We start from the raw sequence: 15,684 nt of genomic DNA on the forward strand, positions 1-15,684 counted from the left end.
GCGCAGCTACTGCGTCAGCGAGCGCACCCATGCCTCCACATCGTCGACCTCCACCGGCAGGGCGCCGGAGAGGTTCTCGTAGCCCGACTCGGTGATCAGCAGGTCGTCTTCGATGCGAACCCCGATGCCGCGCAACTCCTCGGGAAGAGTGAGGTCGTTGGCGTGGAAATAGATGCCCGGTTCGACCGTGAGCACCATGCCCGCAACGAGAGGCGTGCGCAGATAGAGCTCTTCGCTGGTCTTGGCGCAGTCGTGCACGTCGAGGCCGAGGTGATGCCCGTTGCCGCAGATCGCATAGCGGCGGTGGTACTGGCCCTCGGGGCTGAGGGCCTCCTCGAGCGTGCCGGGCAGAATGCCCCAGCCGTGCAGGCCGCGGGCGATCACGTCGTGCGCCGCCTCTTGAAAGTCAGAGAACAGTGCTCCTGGTCGCAGCGTGGCGAGCGCCGCCGCCCGCGCCTCGAGCACGAGCTCGTACACTCGGCGCTGGGCTGGCGAGAAGGTGCCGGATGCCGGGAAGACGCGCGTGACATCCGCCGTGTAGAGGGTGTCGACCTCGACGCCCGCGTCGAGCAGAACGAGGTGATCGGCGCTCACCGGGCCGTCGCAGCGCGACCAGTGAAGTGTGGCCGCGTTCGGCCCCGAGCCCATGACGGTGGTGTACCCGACGCCGTTCGCGCCCTGGCGGGAGTGGCGTTCGAACGTGGCCTGCAGCCAGCGCTCTCCTCGGCCGGAGAGTGCTGTGGGAAGCTCTGCGACGACGGCGGCGAAGCCGTCGACCGTGGCGTCGACAGCGGCGCGCAGCTGAGTGATCTCCCACTCGTCTTTCACGAGCTTGAGATCGGAGAGCACCCGCTCGAGGGCGGGCGAACCGGTGTCGATGCCGCTCTCGGCCAGTGCGGGTTCGGCCGCTCCGGCAGAGAGAACCTCGCCAGGAATCATGCCGTGAAGCGCGCGAAGATCGTCGGCGAGCACGGCCAGCGAACGCACCTCGATCTGCAGTGCGCTCGCCCAGTCGTCGAGACCCGGGGCGGCTCCCACCCATAGCTCGCCCCGCATCGCGTCGGCGTAGAAGGCCTCCTCTCCCGCGTAGGCGGGCTCGGTGAGGTAGAGCACGGCGTCGTGGCCGGATGCGGTGGGCCGCATCACGACGACGGCCGCCTCGGCGACGCATCCCGTGAGCCAGGCGAAGTCGCTGTGCGGCCGGAAGCCGAACTCGGTGTCGTTGGAGCGAACCGCGCTGCGTCCGCTCGCGACGACGAGGGCATCTGCCGGGAATCGGGCCGAGAGTCTTGCGCGGTGATCTGAGGCGGCCTCGGCCGCGCCGGGCGTGACCCTGGCGGTGCGATCGGGCTCTGCCCAGCCGCTGGCCATGAACTCGCGGAACGTCTCGGAGGTGGGGAGCCGAGGCATCCGGGGGTCGCGCGGGGCGGGCGAAAGAGTAGTCATGTCTGCAAATTAGCCCGTTCCTCGAGCACGTTTCAAGCTCGTTACGCCGCTCTCGACAATTCGTCCTGTGTATTCGAGTGCTGGCGTTCAATCGTCCACTGATGTCATGTAGCTGACATCTGGCGATGGACTTTCTGCGCACGAATTGACGAGTCGAGTCGCACTCCGGAACAGTGGGCGATCATGAGCACCCCCTCCGACGCATCCTCTGCCGCAGCCTCGAGCACCTTCGACGAATCGATCGACGACACGGTGTTCGACATGGTCTCGTCGACTGCGAGCGCGGTGTCGACGACGGCGCCGTCGCGCTTTCACTATCGCGAGGATCGTGGCGTCATCTGGGGTGAATACACCGGTGACACAGTGGTCGTGGGGCGCTTCAGCGGATACCGCGACCGCAACGTGCTGCACGTGTCATTCGTGCACCTCGGCGTCGACGGATCTACGACCGCCGGCTCGGCGACCTCGGTCGTGAGCCGCGCCGCCGATGGCGTGCTCGAGTTGACCGAGGACTTCGTCGGACCTGACGGGGCCGACCATGTCAGCGTGTGCCGCGAGGTGCGCGCCTAGCGTTCTGAGCGTTCTCTGCGCTCTTCGCCCGTTCGTCGCTGGTGCGCACGAACCGCGTCATTCCGTAGCGCTCGCCCGATTGCTGCAGCGTGTCGCTGGCTGACTCTCCCATGCGCAGCGACACGTTCGACGCCATCTCGTCCATGATGAAGACGGTCACGGTGGCCTTGACGGAGGGCCACTGCGCCAGCCGCGTGGCGACGAGATCGTGGATGGCGGCGACCCCCGAACCGCGAACCAGCAGCATGGCGTCGTGCTCACCCGTCATCACGGTGAAGGACTCGAGCTCGTCGAGGGTAGAGAGGCGGCTGCGAAAATCAGACCACTGGCTCTGCCTGACCGTGACGAACACCATGGCGGCGACGTTCAGCCCGACAGCGGTCGGATCGATGTCGGCGTGCACCCCGCGAATCACTCCATTGCGCACCAGCGACTCGTAACGCGTATAGGCGTTCGATCGTGAGATGCCCAATTCTTCAGACAGCGTGGCGATGGAGATTCGCCCGTTGTCTCTCAGGATCTCCAGCATGCGCACGTGCGTCTCATCAAGATCCAAGACGACCCCCTGTTTTGTCCGTGTCTGCTGCTGCAGAATCTCTCGTTTAGAGATGTTATGTCGGAATACAGAGGTTTGTCACCACTTTGTCTTGACATCGAACCTTCAGATTGACACTTGATCTGTGTGAGAAGTAATTTCAAGACAACATTCCACATCTGGTTGGTGCAGAATTCACTGACCGACCGCACAGCAATACTCGCCCAGCACCCTTCCTCACCCGATAAGCACCTTCATCACCCGATAGGAGACCACCCTCGTGTTGTCACCACTCCGCCGCGTCGTCGGCATCGTCGGCATCGCCGTCGTCGCCACGCTCGGCATCACCGCCTGCAGCGCGGGATCGAGCGACTCGAGCTCGTCCGGCGGCAAGTCCGTCGTCGTCGACTCGTCGTTCGACCTGAAGACGGCCGACCCCAACCGTGAATACGAGACGACGGGCTCGATCGTCGCCAAGGCGCTCTACGAAACGCTCCTCACCTTCAAGGGTGACGACGTGACGAAGCCGATCGACGGACTCGCGAGCTACGAGATGAACGCCGACAACACGGTGATGACTCTCACGATGGCAGACGGCCACGTCTTCTCTGACGGCACCCCCGTGACCGTCGACGATGCTGTCTTCTCGCTGCAGCGGGTGCAGGGAATCAAGGGCAACCCCTCGTTCCTGCTCGGGGGAATCACCGTCGCCAAGACGAGCGACACCACATTGACGCTCACCTCGGCCACGCCCAACCCGGCGCTTCCGTACATCCTCCCGAACCCCGCGCTTAGCGTCGTGAACAAGAAGGTCGTCGAAGCAAACGGCGGAACAGCGACCGACGCCGACGGCGCCGAGGCCTACCTGAACGGCGCATCCGCAGGTTCTGGCCCGTACATGCTCGAGTCGTTCGACGTGGCCTCGCAGGTGGTCTTCACCAAGAACCCGAAGTACACCGGTGACGCCCCGGCCTACGACCGTGTGGTTCTGCGCAATGTGCAGGGCCCCACGCAGAAGCTCAACATCCAGGCCGGCGAGTCGCAGGTCGCTCTCGATCTGAACCCCGACCAGGTCGCCGAGGTCGGCAGCTCCGACGTGACCGTGCTCTCGAGCCCCTCGCGCTACATGATCTTCCTGCTTCTGAACCAGGATCCTTCTGTCTCGGCGATCACGAGCAACCCCGACTTCCTCAAGGCGGTCAAGGCCGGCATCGACTACAACAAGATCGTCGACCTCGCCGGTGACGGATCCGTGCAGCCGGGCGGATTCATTCCGTCGCTGTTCGTCGGTGCGATCGACGCGTCCGACGGCAACCAGCACGATGCCGCGGCTGCCAAGGCGGCGCTCGCGAAGTCGGGCTACAAGGGCGAGGATGTCACGCTCAACTTCCCGAACGACATCACCGTTCAGGGTCTATCGCTGCAGAGCGTCGCCGAGTCGGTTCAGGCACAGCTGAAGGAGGTCGGCATCAACATCGTGCTGGCCCCCGCGCCGGTCGCCACCGAACTGGATGCCTACCGCGGCGGCAAGGAGACCGTCGGTCTCTGGTACTGGGGCCCCGACTTCCCCGACCCGTCGAACTACCTGGCATTCACGCCTGGCGAACTCGTCGGCCTGCGTGCAGGCTGGGCCGCTGGCGCAGACTCGACGGTGACCGACCTGGCCACCGCCGCCAAGGCTGCTGTCTCGACCGATGAGCGACAGAGCGCCTATGCCGCACTGCAGAAGGCGCAGAACGCATCCGGTCCGTTCGTTCCGCTGCTGCAGCCGGCTCAGAACGTGGTCACCTCGAAGAGCATCACCGCGGTCAGCCTGAACCCGGTCTGGACGATCGATCTTGCCGGAATCAAGTAACAGCACCGCCGTGAAAGCGGAGAAGCGTAGCGCGCCGGCGGGCATCCCCCCGCTGGCGCGTTACCTCGCCATCCGTCTGGGGGTGACGGCCCTGCTCATGCTGGGCGTCACCCTCGTGACCTTCATCCTGACCAACCTCGTGCCTGCCGACCCCGTGCAGGCGGCCCTCGGCGAGCAGGCGGCGGCGAATCCCGAGATCGTGGCGCAGTTCCGCGAGAACGCGGGCCTCGACAAGCCGCTGCCGGTGCAGTACTTCACCTACCTCGGCCACCTCTTTCAGGGCGATCTCGGTACCTCTACCCAGACCCGCACCTCCGTGGCGACCGAGCTGGGCAAGGCTTTTCCCGCCACCATCGAGCTCGCGGTCGGCGCCATCCTGATCTCGGCCATCATCGGAATCGGCCTCGGCCTCTGGGCCGCTCTGCGCCAGCGCACCTTCATCGACCAGATCATCCGCGTCGTGAGCCTCATCGGGCTCTCGGTTCCCGCGTTCTGGATGGCGCTGCTCGTGTACTTCATCTTCTTCTTCCAGCTCAAGCTCTTCCCGGGCTCGGGTCGGCTCGATCCGGCAGCGATCGCCCCTCCCCATGTAACCGGCCTCTACACGGTCGACTCGTTGCTCGCCGGACAGTGGGCCACGTTCGGCGACGCGGTGTATCACCTCGTGCTGCCGGCATCCGTTCTCGCTCTGTACACGATCGGCCTGCTCACGCGCTTCTCGCGCTCCGCGATCCTCGAGGTGCTCGACGCCGACTACGTGCGCGGCGCTCGGGCCAAGGGGCTCACCGGTCGCACGGTCGTGCTCAAGTACGTGCTGCGTGGTGCCCTCGTGCCCATCATCACGGTGCTCGGTATCGCGTTCGGCTCACTGCTCAGTGGAACCGTGCTCGTCGAGAAGGTCTACTCGTGGCACGGCCTCGGCGAATACGCCTTCTCGTCGGCCACCAAGCTCGACCTTCCCGCCATCATGGGCGTCGGCCTCGTGGTGGGCATCGTCTACATCAGCCTGAACTTCATCGTCGACATCGCCTATGGCTTCATCGACCCGAGAGTGAGAGCCGCATGAGCCAGACCACAGCGCCCGCCCAGCCGGATGTTCTGGCTGTCGCAGCCAGACGCCGGATGCGGTTCCCGGCAGCTCTTCGAAATCCGCTCGCGGTCACCGGAACGGCGATCATCGTCATCTGGCTGCTGCTCGCCCTGTTCGCGCCGATGATCAGCCCAGCCGATCCGCTGGCTCAGGACTTCGACCGGCTGCAGCCGCCGAGTGCTGCGCACCTGTTCGGCACCGACCAGCTGGGCCGGGATGTGCTCTCGCGCGTTCTCGACGGCGCGCGCGTGTCGATCATCCTGCCTCTGCTTCTCGTGGTGTCGTCGCTGTTCGTCGGAACGATCGCGGGCTCGATCGCCGGCTACTTCGGCAAGGTCGCCGACGAGGTGATCATGCGCATCGCCGACCTGGTCTTCGCGTTCCCCACGATCATCCTCGCCATGGTCATCGCGGCATCGCTCGGCCCGAGCCTCACGAACGCGGTGATCGCCATGCTCATCGTGTCGTGGCCGGCGTACGCGCGCGTCACGCGTTCTCTCGTGGTCGTGGCCTCGCGATCGGAGTACGTGGTGGCCGGCCGCCTGCTCGGCAACAGTCCCTTCACGTCGCTCGGCAAAGACATCCTGCCGAACATCATCGCGCCCGTCGTCGTGCTCGCCACCCTCGATGTCGGCACGGCCATCCTGCTGCTCGCGGGGCTGTCGTTCCTGGGTCTCGGCGCCGTTCCGCCGACTCCCGACTGGGGCGCGATGGTCTCCGATGGTGTGCAGAACTTCTCGTCGTGGTGGATCTCGGTGTTCCCGGGCCTCGCCATCCTCACCGTCGTTCTGGCGTTCAACTTCCTCGGCGATGCGCTGCGAGACGGTCTCGATCCGCGCACGGCCGACGCCGTGAAAGGACGAGCCCTGTGAGCGCGATCCCCGCGAGCCAGCCCGCGGCATCCGGCGGTCTCAGTATTCGCGACCTGACTCTCTCGATCGGTCGCGGCGACAAGGCCAAGCACATTCTGCGCGGCATCTCCCTCGACATTCCCGCCGGTCGCATCACGGGCCTCGCGGGGGAGTCGGGATCGGGAAAGACCATGACGGGCATGACCGTTCTCGGTCTGCAGCCCGCTCAGGCGACGGTCGGCGGCGTCATCGAGTTCGACGGACGCAACCTGCACGAGCTGCCCACGAAGAAGCTCAACAGCCTGCGTGGCAATGACATCGCGATGGTGTTCCAAGACCCCACGTCGAGCCTGCACCCCATGCTCTCGATCGGATCTCAGCTCACTGATCACCTGCGCCAGCACACCGGCATGTCGAGGCGCGAGGCTCTCGAGCGCGCCCGCGTCGTGCTCGAACAGGTCAAGGTGCCCGACCCCGCCGGCGCGCTGAAGAAGTATCCGCACCAGTTCTCGGGCGGGCAGCTGCAGCGGGTGGCCATCGCCTCGGCGATCATGTGCAGCCCGAGCGTGCTCATCGCAGACGAGCCCACGACCGCCCTCGACGTGACCGTGCAGGCCGGAATCCTGCGGCTGCTGCGCGAGCTGTGCGACGACCTCGGTCTGGCGATTCTCTTGGTGACGCACGATCTCGGTGTGATGAGCGCGCTCGCCGACACCATCGCGGTCATGCGCGAGGGCGAGATCGTGGAGCACGGCGACCGGTTCCAGGTGATCACTGCTCCCCGCGATCCCTACACGAAGGCGCTCATCGACGCGCTGCCGCACGACGGTTCTGCGCCCACTTCGCCAGACTCGACCTCGACAGGAGACGCATCATGACGTCGTTGCTCGAACTCGATGGTGTGAAGGTGAGCTACCGCGTCGCGGGCAAGCCCCGGCTCGTCGCGGTGAATGACGTGAGCCTCACTCTCGGCACCCGTCAGGTGCTGGGGCTCGTCGGCGAGTCCGGGTGCGGAAAGTCCACGCTCGCGCGCGCGATCTGCGGACTCGAAGGCCTCGACAGCGGATCGATCACGTTCGACGGCACTCCTGTGACCCGACTCGGAATGCGCACCCGCGATCGCAAACTGCTGCGCATCCAGATGGTGTTTCAGAACCCGTACGCTTCGCTGAACCCGCGACGCACGATCGGCAAGCAGATCGAAGACGGGCTGAAGGTCAACCCCGACAGCTCGGCTTGGACCGTTCCCGATCTGCTCGCGCACGTCGAATTGGATGCGTCGGCCCGGTCGCGCTTTCCGCACCAGTTCTCGGGTGGGCAGCGCCAGCGCATCGCCATCGCCAGGGCGATCGCCTCGGGGCCGGACCTGCTCGTCGGTGACGAGCCCATCGCGTCCCTCGACGCGTCTCTGCAGGCGCGGGTCGCGGGGCTCATGCGCAATCTCGCGCTCGAGACCGGGGCCTCGCTGCTGTTCATCAGCCACGATCTCTCGGTGGTGCGGGTCATCGCCGACGACGTGGCCGTGATGAAGGCGGGGCAGATCGTGGAGCGCGGCGACGTGAACGAGGTGTGGTCGAACCCGCAGCAGCCGTACACGCAGCAGCTGCTGGCGGCGATTCCGAAGGTCGACGGCCTGGGGATTCTGCCGGGCTGACCGCCGCCGTTGCCGAACGTGGGACTTCGCGCGCAGCGCGGTGGCGCAACCACCGCGCTCGGCGAGAAGACCCGCGCTGACGACCGAATCACGATCGTCCACGTGCGGCGGCGCGACCTTAGTAGAGCATCGTTGTTTCGTGAGCGGGGGTGTATGCCTCGAGGCGTATGCGTCGATGAAGGGCGCGCAGCCTCACCGCGATCGTCATGAAGACGGCGATGAGCAGGTAGGCTGGGATGAATAGAACGGCGAAGGCCAGGTAGTACGACGTCGCCGCGAACGGTGCGAGCGCCGATTGCATGACCTGGGCGAGCGTCAGGCTGATGTACATCGTGTTCTGGGCAACCGCAAGGCAGAGCGGCAGTGATAGCGCTGCAAAAAACAGGGCGCCAAGGATGCGGCTGCTCGAGCGCAGCAGTGCCAGTAGCGCCAGAAGAACGCCCACGGTCACGGCGATCTGGCCCGTGACCGACGAAACTCCCCACGCGGTGGGAACGTTTGTCAGCACTCTGATCGTGGAGGCCAGGGTCAGGATGGCGACGGCGGCGCCCAGGGCGACCGCGCCTCTGGCCACTCGGGAGTATCGGGTGCGCAGCGCAGGCGAGGCGACGGACAGCTGTCGCCGGTGCTCCTGCTGCAGTTGGCGCTCTCTCCAGAGCACATCGGCGCCCATTCCGGTGAGCGCGCGAGTAAGGATGCTCAACGTGGTGGCTCGCTTCGACTGGTCGGCCGCGACGGCGGCGGCGTTGTGCTCGAAGAGGTCGGACGCGATCTCGTCGGCGCGATCCCGCGCTGCACCCTCGGGAAGGCCTCGCGTGTAGAGGGCGACCCAGCGCAGCACCCAGACCGTCAGACCGGGGTTCGGCAACCCGGCGCGGCCTTTCACGATGTGGCCAATCGGCCAGGCACTGGGGTGAAAGCGGTACTCGCGGAGAGCTTCTCGTTCGCGTGCGTCTGGAGTGCTTTAGCGCCAGCTGCCGTCACCTCGTAGAGCCGGCGCCGTGGGCGGCCTTCGCCCTCGGCCGTTTCCGGCGCCTCCCAGGCCGCCACGAGCATCCCGCTCTCGACCAATCGACCGAGGGCCTTGTAGAGGGTGCCGTGGGCGGTGAGCCCTCGGCCCTCGTCTGCTCTCGCGATCGAGGCTGCAATCGTGTACCCGTAGGGGTCGGTCCGTGATGCGGACAACTCGACCACTGCAGACAGAATCGAATACTCCATCGGTAGGATTACTCCCGCTTTGCGTCTCGGCATGGTCACAGAATAGGAAGATAGCTTCCTTTTTGTCAATACTGCTACGTGAGGTCAGAATGTTGTGCTTTCTATCTAGTACAAGATTGTGCTAGCTTTCCAGTACAAGTCGAGTGGCTCGCACGGGTCGAACGCCTATCGCTGGAGGTCGAATGTTCCTGTCTCTGCTCATCACGATCAAGAACCTGATGCCGCCGCCGGAGATCGCGCTGACTCTGGGCGTCGTGCTGTTCGCACTGTCGTGGATTCGACCTCGACGCATCATCTCTCTTCCGAGAGAGGGGGCCCGCACGAAGCTGCTCGCATGGGTCGGAATAGCGGGATCGCTGCTGGTCGTCGTTGTCGCGACCGTCGTGAGTGCCGTCGCCGTCGCGTCGTACGCACACTCGACATCCGGTTTCGACGGGTGGTGGCGTCGACCGGCTCCGCTCTTCGTGGCAGCCCTCGTTGTCGCCGTTGCTGCCCTCGCCCTGCGCCGGATGCCGCTGCCCGCCCCGGGGGAGCGGGCGATCGCTCCGCGGCGGCCGTGGCATACCTTCGTGTCGAGGGTATTGCTCTGGATTTCGGGCATCGCAGCCGTGCTGCTTGCCGGCACCGCGGTCTGGCAGGGTGCCATCGGAGCGTCCGCGCCCAGCGATGCGCAATTCCTCGGAAATGTTCCCCTGCCGACCGACTTGCCCATCTTCATGACCTTCAACAGTGGGTACGGTTTTGTCGCTGGCGCGGGCTGGCCCAATTACCTGCCCACGCTCGTCGTCTTGGCTGTTGCCGCGGTCGTCTTCATCGTGGGCCTCCGTGCGGATGCCAATCGGCCGCTGTTCGCCCGGTCGTCGGCATCCAGTGTTCGTGCAGAACGCGAGCTGACGGCCCGTGTGCTCACGTTCCTTCTTCTGGGAGGCCTGATCACGACCCTGGGTGCGGTGTGGATGCATGCGGGTTCGATCGGCCAGGGCAATATCGCACTGAACGAGGTGAGGCCGAGCGAGGGGGCTGATCTCGCTGCCGAGCCTGTGATCGTTGGCAGCGGTTACTACGCGATCGCACGACCCATGAATCTGGTGGGTCATCTTCTCCAGACGGCGGGCGTGGCCTTCCTGCTGCGACTCGCGGTCGACACTGCGCGAGCTCTGGTCGCGTCGCGTCGCGCCGCGGCCGCGGCCGGCACTTCGAACGACGAGACGGCACTCTCGGGCGTTCGCCGATGAGCGGCACGACCCCGAGTACCGCCGACGAGATCGCGGCGCTGTTTCGAGGGGCGATCCGCTCGGGGCGCCTCGGTGACGGCGAACGACTTCCTACCGTGCGCCAGACGGCGAAAGACTTCGACGTCGCTCAGGCAACTGCGGCGAAGGCGTACAAAGCTCTGGAGCACGAGGGTCTCGTCGTAACACGCACCGCTGCAGGAACCCGCGTCGCACCCGGAGCATCACGAGCTCCGCAGGCGGTCATCGAACGCGCGCGCGCACTTGCGGAAGCGGGCGAAGATGCGGGGGTGTCCTTGGAGGATGTCGTGGCCATTCTTCGCGCCGTCTGGGCAGCAGATCAGCCGGGGCCCGAGAGTCACTGAGTCATCGATCGGTCCTACCTGGGGCCGAGCAGCGCTTCGGATACGACGATCAGCACAACGATGACGGCGGCGACGGCGGCCAGGATGCCCACGGCGATCATGACTCGGCGTCGGCTGAGTGTGCCCTTCTTGAACGTCGACGACGAGACCTTGTCGAGGTTGGGAAACAGGGCCTCGTAGGGAGCCTCTTTCTTCGGGGCGGCGGCGGGATCGGCAAGCGGTTCGCGGTCGTCGTCATGGGGGCTCATCTATTCGACTGTACAGAGGCGACCGAATCGCGTCCCCTGCGAGGGTTGACGATTTGTTGGACGAGTCCGCAATATCTCTTGTGTCGAAGCGCTTCGCGTCGTACTCTGCTGAGAGCGCGTTCAGTATCGAAGCGCTTAAACAGCTCAAGCACATCCTCGAGACACCGGAGTCCGACAATGGCGACAATCAACGACGTGGCGCAGGCCGCGGGCGTGTCGATCTCCACGGTCTCGTACGCACTTTCTGGCAAGCGCTCCATCGCCGCATCCACGCGTCAGCGCATCATGCGCGCCATCGACGAGCTCGAGTACGAGCCCAACGCCGGCGCTCGGATGCTTGCGGGAGCCCGTACGAACATCCTCGCCCTGAGCGCGCCCCTCGGCCCCGACGGTCACTTGCCCACGCACATGCGTTTCGTGACGAGCGTCGTCGAGGCGGCGCGTGCGCACGACTATGACGTGCTGCTGCTCGCGACCGACGACGAAGTGTCCGGCATCCGTCGTGCCGCCTCGCGGTCGCTGATCGACGGAGTTGTTGTGATGGGTGTCGCCACCACCGACGAGCGGGTTCCGCTGGTGCGTCGCCTCGGTCTCCCGTCGGCCTTCATCGGCATTCCGCCCGGCGTCGACGACATGTCGTGCATCGACCTCGACTTCGATCGGGCGGGGCGTGAAGCCGTGACTATGCTCGCCGAGGCCGGGCATACCTCGATCGGCGTGATCGGTCATCCGCACAGCTATGTCGACCGCGACACCAACTTCATCCGCCGTTTCACGCACGGCTTCGACGACGAGTGCCGGGCGCGAGGTGTGCGTACTGCTACCCAGTGGCCGGAGATCGGACGAACGGGAGGCGCGCAGGCGTACGACTTGTTGCGCGAGCAGCTTCCAGACATGACCGCGCTCGTCTTCCATTGCAACGAGCCGATCGTCGAAGGGGCCCTGCGTCGCATCAGCCAGCTCGGGCTGTCGATTCCAGGAGACCTCTCGGTGCTCGCCGCCTGCGCGAGCTATGCCGCCGACGAGCTCGAGACGCCGCTCAGCGCGATCCCCCTTCCCCTCGATGAGATGTGCCACTCGGCCGTCGAGAACGCGTTGGCTCTGGTCGACTCGCTCGGCGACCCACAGGTCACGCTCATCGCCCCGACGTTCCTCGACCGCGGCTCCATCGCGGCGCCCCGACCCGCCGTCCACCCGGCCTGACATTCGAATCGAAGGGAGTTCTGCGCGCATTATCGAAGCGCTTCGACGCATCGCCGACGATCGCCGATCCACAGCACCACAGCTCGTCAGTACGACCGCCGGAGGATCCGGCAGCTCATCACTACAAGGAGGTAGACACATGAAACTGAAACGCACACTCGCCGTGCTCGCGACCATGGCCGCCGCGGGAGCACTGCTCTCTGGCTGCTCGACCGCAGCCCCGGCCGAAGACGGAAAGACACTCAAACTCTGGCATTTCGAGAGCGAAGACAGCGCGATGGGCATCGCCTGGAACCAGGCGATCAAAACATTCGAAGAGGAGACCGGCGCCAAGGTCGAGTTCGAGGCGAAGAGCTTCGAGCAGATCCGCTCGACATCGAGCCAGGTGCTCAACTCGAATGAGGCCCCCGACATTCTCGAATACAACAAAGGCAACGCCACCGCGGGCCTGCTTGCGAGCCAGGGCCTGCTGTCGCCGCTCGATGATGCTGTGAAGAAGTACGGATGGGCGGACAAACTGGCGCCATCGCTGCAGACGACGGCCCGTTACGACGACAAGGGTGTGATGGGCTCGGGCTCCTGGTACGGGATCCCGAACTACGGCGAGTACGTCGAGGTCTACTACAACAAGGACATGTTCGCGAAGTACGGCATCGCCGTTCCGACGAGCTATGACGAATTCGAGGCGGCCCTTCAGACGTTCACCGACAACGGAGTGACTCCGCTGGCAGAAGCAGGCGCCGAGTACCCTATCGGTCAGCTCTGGTACCAGCTCGCGCTGTCGAAGGCGGACCGGTCGTTCGTCGACGACTACCAGCTCTACAAGAACCCGGTCGACTGGCAGGGCCCCGAGCTCAGCTACGCCAGTGACAAGCTCAAGGAATACGTCGACAAGGGCTACATATCGAAAGACACGACCGGCCTCAAGGCTGAAGACATGGGCACCTCGTTCATCTCGGGCAAGTACCCGATCATGGTCTCCGGTTCGTGGTGGTACGGCCGCATCATCAAGGAGGCCACGAGCTTCGACTGGGGAACATTCCTGTTCCCCGGCTCTGAGCTGGCTCCCGGATCGAGCGGAAACCTGTGGGTGGTTCCCGAGAACGCCGCCAATAAAGACCTGGCGTACAAGTTCATCGACATCACCATGCGCCCCGAGATCCAGGCGCTCATCGGCAACAACGGTGGCGTTCCGGTGGCGGCGAACACGGCCGACATCACCGATCCGAAGAGCCAGGAACTGATCGCCAACTTCAACACGCTCACCGAGCGCGACGGACTGGCGTTCTACCCCGACTGGCCCACCTCGACGTTCTACGACCAGATCGTCGCTGCGACGCAGGAGCTGATCAACGGATCGACCACGCCCGAAGAGATGAACACGCAACTCGGAGATCAGTACGAGTCCGGCGTGGCTGACATCACCGGCAAGTAGTTCGCTTCCCGGCCCTTCGACGGGCTCAGGGAACGCCCGCTCCCTGAGCCTGTCGAAGGGCCATCCACCTCGCACGAAAGGGACTTTCCATGGCAACGCTGCCACCCGCTTCCGTCATAACGCGGAGTCGCCGAGCACCGGAGATGAGCCTCCTCCCTGGAGTGCGCAAACGAGGATTCTGGCTCTACCTGATTCCCGGCCTCGTGCTGTTCACGATCATCATCCTCGTTCCCCTCGTCTGGAACATCTACCTCAGCTTCACGTCGTACCGCGGCATCCGCCCGCCCGAATGGATCGGCCTCGACAACTGGGTCAAGCTCATGGGCGACGACAAATTCTGGGTGTCGTTCCAGAACAGCGTCGCGATGATCGTCGCGATGGTGGTGGTGCCCACGCTTCTCGGCCTGGTGCTCGCCGCCCTGCTATTCGATCTCGTGGGCAAGAAGTTCGGCGGCAAGTTCGCCAGCTTCCTGCGCGCCACCTACTACCTTCCGCAGATTCTGCCCGTGGCCATCGCCGCCATCGTGATCGGTTGGATTCTGCGGCCCGAGAACGGCGCGCTCAATACGGTTTTGGATGCCGTGGGTCTCGGTGCGCTGCAGCACAACTGGCTGGGCAGCCCCGACACCGCACTCCTCAGCGTGATGGTGGTGATGGTCTGGGTGCAGATCGGCTACCCGGTCGTGATCTTCATGGCGGCCCTGCAGCGCGTCGATCCGGAGCTATATGAAGCAGCAGAGCTCGATGGCGCCAATTGGTTCCAGCGCTTCACCGCGATCACGGTCAGCATCATCCGACCCGAGATCTACGTCGTGGTGCTCACCGCCACGATCGCTGCCCTCAAGGTCTTCGGCCCGATCTACGCGCTCACCCGCGGCGGCCCCGGCGACTCCACGATCGTGCCGAGCTACTACTCGTACAGCGAGTTCTTCCAGAGCCAGCAGGTGGGTTATGGAGCAACCATCGCCACCGCGTTGACTGTCGTGATCGTGGTGCTCACGATCATCTTCATCCTTGCTCAGAACCGTTCAGAACGTCTGGAGAACGAACGCTGATGACTGCCACACTGCAACGCTCTTCGGCAGGCCGCCCTTCGACAGGCTCAGGGAACGGGCGCTCAGGGAACGCCGTGCTCAAACCGCACCGGCAGAAGCCGCGACGCACAGTAGGCGACTGGATTCTGCTGATCGCCGTCGTTCTGGTCGCCGCCCTGATCGCCGTGCCCTTTCTCATCATTCTGGTGAACTCGTTCAAGTCGCCCACGGACTACGCCAACGGCGGCCCGCTCAGCCTTCCGTCGAGCATCTACACCGATGGCATCGCCAACTTCTGGCAGCGGGTGAACTTTCCCGAGAAGCTGTGGAACAGCTTCTTCATCAGCGGAACCGTCGCCGTCTTCGCCGTGATCGTCTCGGTCTTCAACGCCTACGCCATCGGAATCGGCCGGGTGAAGGGCCGCGTCTGGGTTCTGGTGCTGTTCATGATCGCCAACACCCTGCCGCAGGAGGCGATGCTCTACCCGCTGTACTTCATGTTCAAGCAGGTCGGCCTCTACGACAACGTGTGGAGCGTCATCATCATCTTCACCGTGGTGCAGAGCGCCTTCGGCACCTATCTGCTGTCGGCCGTGTTCGGAACGTTCCCGAAAGAGATCATCGAGGCCGCTTCGCTCGATGGCGCGAGCCGCTGGCAGATTCTTCGCCGCGTGGTGGTTCCCATCAGCCGGCCCACGCTCTCGGTGCTGCTGATCTTCTTCTTCATCTGGACCTGGAACGAGTTCCTGATTCCGCTCACCTTCCTCGTGTCGAACGCGAATCAGACGGTTCCGGTCGCCATCACCGCCCTTCAGGGCGACAGGCTCATGGATGTGACGACCACGAGTGCGTCTGCCTTGCTCGGTCTCATCCCGACCCTCATCTTCTTCCTCATCTTCCAACGAACGCTGACCCGCGGAATCACCGCCGGTTCTACCAAGTAGGGGC

The 15,684-nt window shown here is 64.8% G+C and carries 17 protein-coding genes; 12 read left to right on the forward strand and 5 right to left on the reverse strand.

Going from position 1 to position 15,684, the window contains the following annotated elements; genetic code table 11:
- Window positions 1-6: 6 nt before the first annotated feature.
- Window positions 7-1,446, reverse strand: coding sequence for an aminopeptidase P family protein (locus B9Y86_RS06640; protein ID WP_085484278.1), 1,440 nt, complete (start codon window positions 1,444-1,446; stop codon window positions 7-9).
- A gap of 183 nt (window positions 1,447-1,629) precedes the next feature.
- Here B9Y86_RS06640 and B9Y86_RS06645 point away from each other — a divergent pair, with 183 nt between their 5' ends.
- Complete coding sequence (locus B9Y86_RS06645; RefSeq protein ID WP_085484280.1) at window positions 1,630-2,016, forward strand: avidin-fold protein; 387 nt, start codon at window positions 1,630-1,632, stop codon at window positions 2,014-2,016.
- Here B9Y86_RS06645 and B9Y86_RS06650 read toward each other — a convergent pair.
- Window positions 1,988-2,572, reverse strand: coding sequence for an Lrp/AsnC family transcriptional regulator (locus B9Y86_RS06650; RefSeq protein ID WP_139824782.1), 585 nt, complete (start codon window positions 2,570-2,572; stop codon window positions 1,988-1,990). The genes B9Y86_RS06645 and B9Y86_RS06650 overlap by 29 nt on opposite strands.
- A gap of 259 nt (window positions 2,573-2,831) precedes the next feature.
- On the opposite strand from B9Y86_RS06650, the gene B9Y86_RS06655 reads away from it, so the two are divergent.
- The 5 genes from B9Y86_RS06655 to B9Y86_RS06675 are packed head-to-tail and all read left to right on the forward strand — an operon-like array spanning window position 2,832 to window position 8,001.
- Window positions 2,832-4,406 (forward strand): ABC transporter substrate-binding protein, encoded by a 1,575-nt coding sequence (locus B9Y86_RS06655; RefSeq protein ID WP_139824783.1) that lies wholly within the window; start codon window positions 2,832-2,834, stop codon window positions 4,404-4,406.
- A 10-nt stretch (window positions 4,407-4,416) separates the two neighbouring features.
- Entirely contained in the window at window positions 4,417-5,472 is a 1,056-nt protein-coding gene (locus B9Y86_RS06660) for an ABC transporter permease (protein ID WP_244894664.1), read from the forward strand.
- Window positions 5,469-6,368: an ABC transporter permease gene (locus B9Y86_RS06665; RefSeq protein WP_217809180.1), complete on the forward strand. Its 900-nt coding sequence runs from the start codon at window positions 5,469-5,471 to the stop codon at window positions 6,366-6,368. The genes B9Y86_RS06660 and B9Y86_RS06665 overlap by 4 nt, the downstream gene beginning before the upstream one ends.
- Window positions 6,365-7,225 carry an ABC transporter ATP-binding protein gene (locus B9Y86_RS06670; RefSeq protein ID WP_085484284.1) on the forward strand — a complete coding sequence of 287 codons (861 nt, stop codon included), beginning with the start codon at window positions 6,365-6,367 and terminating at the stop codon, window positions 7,223-7,225. The genes B9Y86_RS06665 and B9Y86_RS06670 overlap by 4 nt, the downstream gene beginning before the upstream one ends.
- Window positions 7,222-8,001, forward strand: a complete 780-nt coding sequence (locus B9Y86_RS06675) for an ABC transporter ATP-binding protein (protein WP_085484286.1) — start codon at window positions 7,222-7,224, stop codon at window positions 7,999-8,001. The genes B9Y86_RS06670 and B9Y86_RS06675 overlap by 4 nt, the downstream gene beginning before the upstream one ends.
- Before the next feature lie 118 nt (window positions 8,002-8,119).
- On the opposite strand, the gene B9Y86_RS06680 is transcribed toward B9Y86_RS06675, so the two are convergent.
- Together B9Y86_RS06680 and B9Y86_RS06685 are read right to left on the reverse strand one after the other, a co-directional pair.
- The gene (locus B9Y86_RS06680; RefSeq protein WP_085484288.1) at window positions 8,120-8,887 is read right to left on the reverse strand and encodes a hypothetical protein; all 768 of its coding nucleotides are present in this window, start codon (window positions 8,885-8,887) and stop codon (window positions 8,120-8,122) included.
- Window positions 8,884-9,252, reverse strand: coding sequence for a PadR family transcriptional regulator (locus B9Y86_RS06685; protein WP_085484290.1), 369 nt, complete (start codon window positions 9,250-9,252; stop codon window positions 8,884-8,886). Before B9Y86_RS06685 ends, B9Y86_RS06680 begins: the two co-directional genes overlap by 4 nt.
- Before the next feature lie 149 nt (window positions 9,253-9,401).
- Here B9Y86_RS06685 and B9Y86_RS06690 point away from each other — a divergent pair, with 149 nt between their 5' ends.
- Together B9Y86_RS06690 and B9Y86_RS06695 are read left to right on the forward strand one after the other, a co-directional pair.
- Window positions 9,402-10,454, forward strand: a complete 1,053-nt coding sequence (locus B9Y86_RS06690) for a hypothetical protein (protein WP_085484292.1) — start codon at window positions 9,402-9,404, stop codon at window positions 10,452-10,454.
- Window positions 10,451-10,816 carry a GntR family transcriptional regulator gene (locus B9Y86_RS06695; protein ID WP_085484294.1) on the forward strand — a complete coding sequence of 122 codons (366 nt, stop codon included), beginning with the start codon at window positions 10,451-10,453 and terminating at the stop codon, window positions 10,814-10,816. Before B9Y86_RS06690 ends, B9Y86_RS06695 begins: the two co-directional genes overlap by 4 nt.
- A gap of 14 nt (window positions 10,817-10,830) precedes the next feature.
- On the opposite strand, the gene B9Y86_RS06700 is transcribed toward B9Y86_RS06695, so the two are convergent.
- Complete coding sequence (locus B9Y86_RS06700; RefSeq protein ID WP_085484296.1) at window positions 10,831-11,064, reverse strand: hypothetical protein; 234 nt, start codon at window positions 11,062-11,064, stop codon at window positions 10,831-10,833.
- 177 nt (window positions 11,065-11,241) lie between these two features.
- Here B9Y86_RS06700 and B9Y86_RS06705 point away from each other — a divergent pair, with 177 nt between their 5' ends.
- The 4 genes from B9Y86_RS06705 to B9Y86_RS06720 all read left to right on the forward strand — a co-directional run bounded on the left by B9Y86_RS06705 (window position 11,242) and on the right by B9Y86_RS06720 (window position 15,680).
- Window positions 11,242-12,267 (forward strand): LacI family DNA-binding transcriptional regulator, encoded by a 1,026-nt coding sequence (locus B9Y86_RS06705; RefSeq protein WP_176223286.1) that lies wholly within the window; start codon window positions 11,242-11,244, stop codon window positions 12,265-12,267.
- A gap of 139 nt (window positions 12,268-12,406) precedes the next feature.
- Window positions 12,407-13,702 (forward strand): ABC transporter substrate-binding protein, encoded by a 1,296-nt coding sequence (locus B9Y86_RS06710; protein WP_085484300.1) that lies wholly within the window; start codon window positions 12,407-12,409, stop codon window positions 13,700-13,702.
- 143 nt (window positions 13,703-13,845) lie between these two features.
- Window positions 13,846-14,757 carry a carbohydrate ABC transporter permease gene (locus B9Y86_RS06715; protein ID WP_244894665.1) on the forward strand — a complete coding sequence of 304 codons (912 nt, stop codon included), beginning with the start codon at window positions 13,846-13,848 and terminating at the stop codon, window positions 14,755-14,757.
- A gap of 74 nt (window positions 14,758-14,831) precedes the next feature.
- Entirely contained in the window at window positions 14,832-15,680 is an 849-nt protein-coding gene (locus B9Y86_RS06720; protein ID WP_244894666.1) for a carbohydrate ABC transporter permease, read from the forward strand.
- Window positions 15,681-15,684 lie beyond the last annotated feature (4 nt).

It is taken from the genome of Agreia pratensis (assembly GCF_900177685.1).
GTDB classification, from domain to species: Bacteria; Actinomycetota; Actinomycetes; order Actinomycetales; family Microbacteriaceae; genus Agreia; species Agreia pratensis.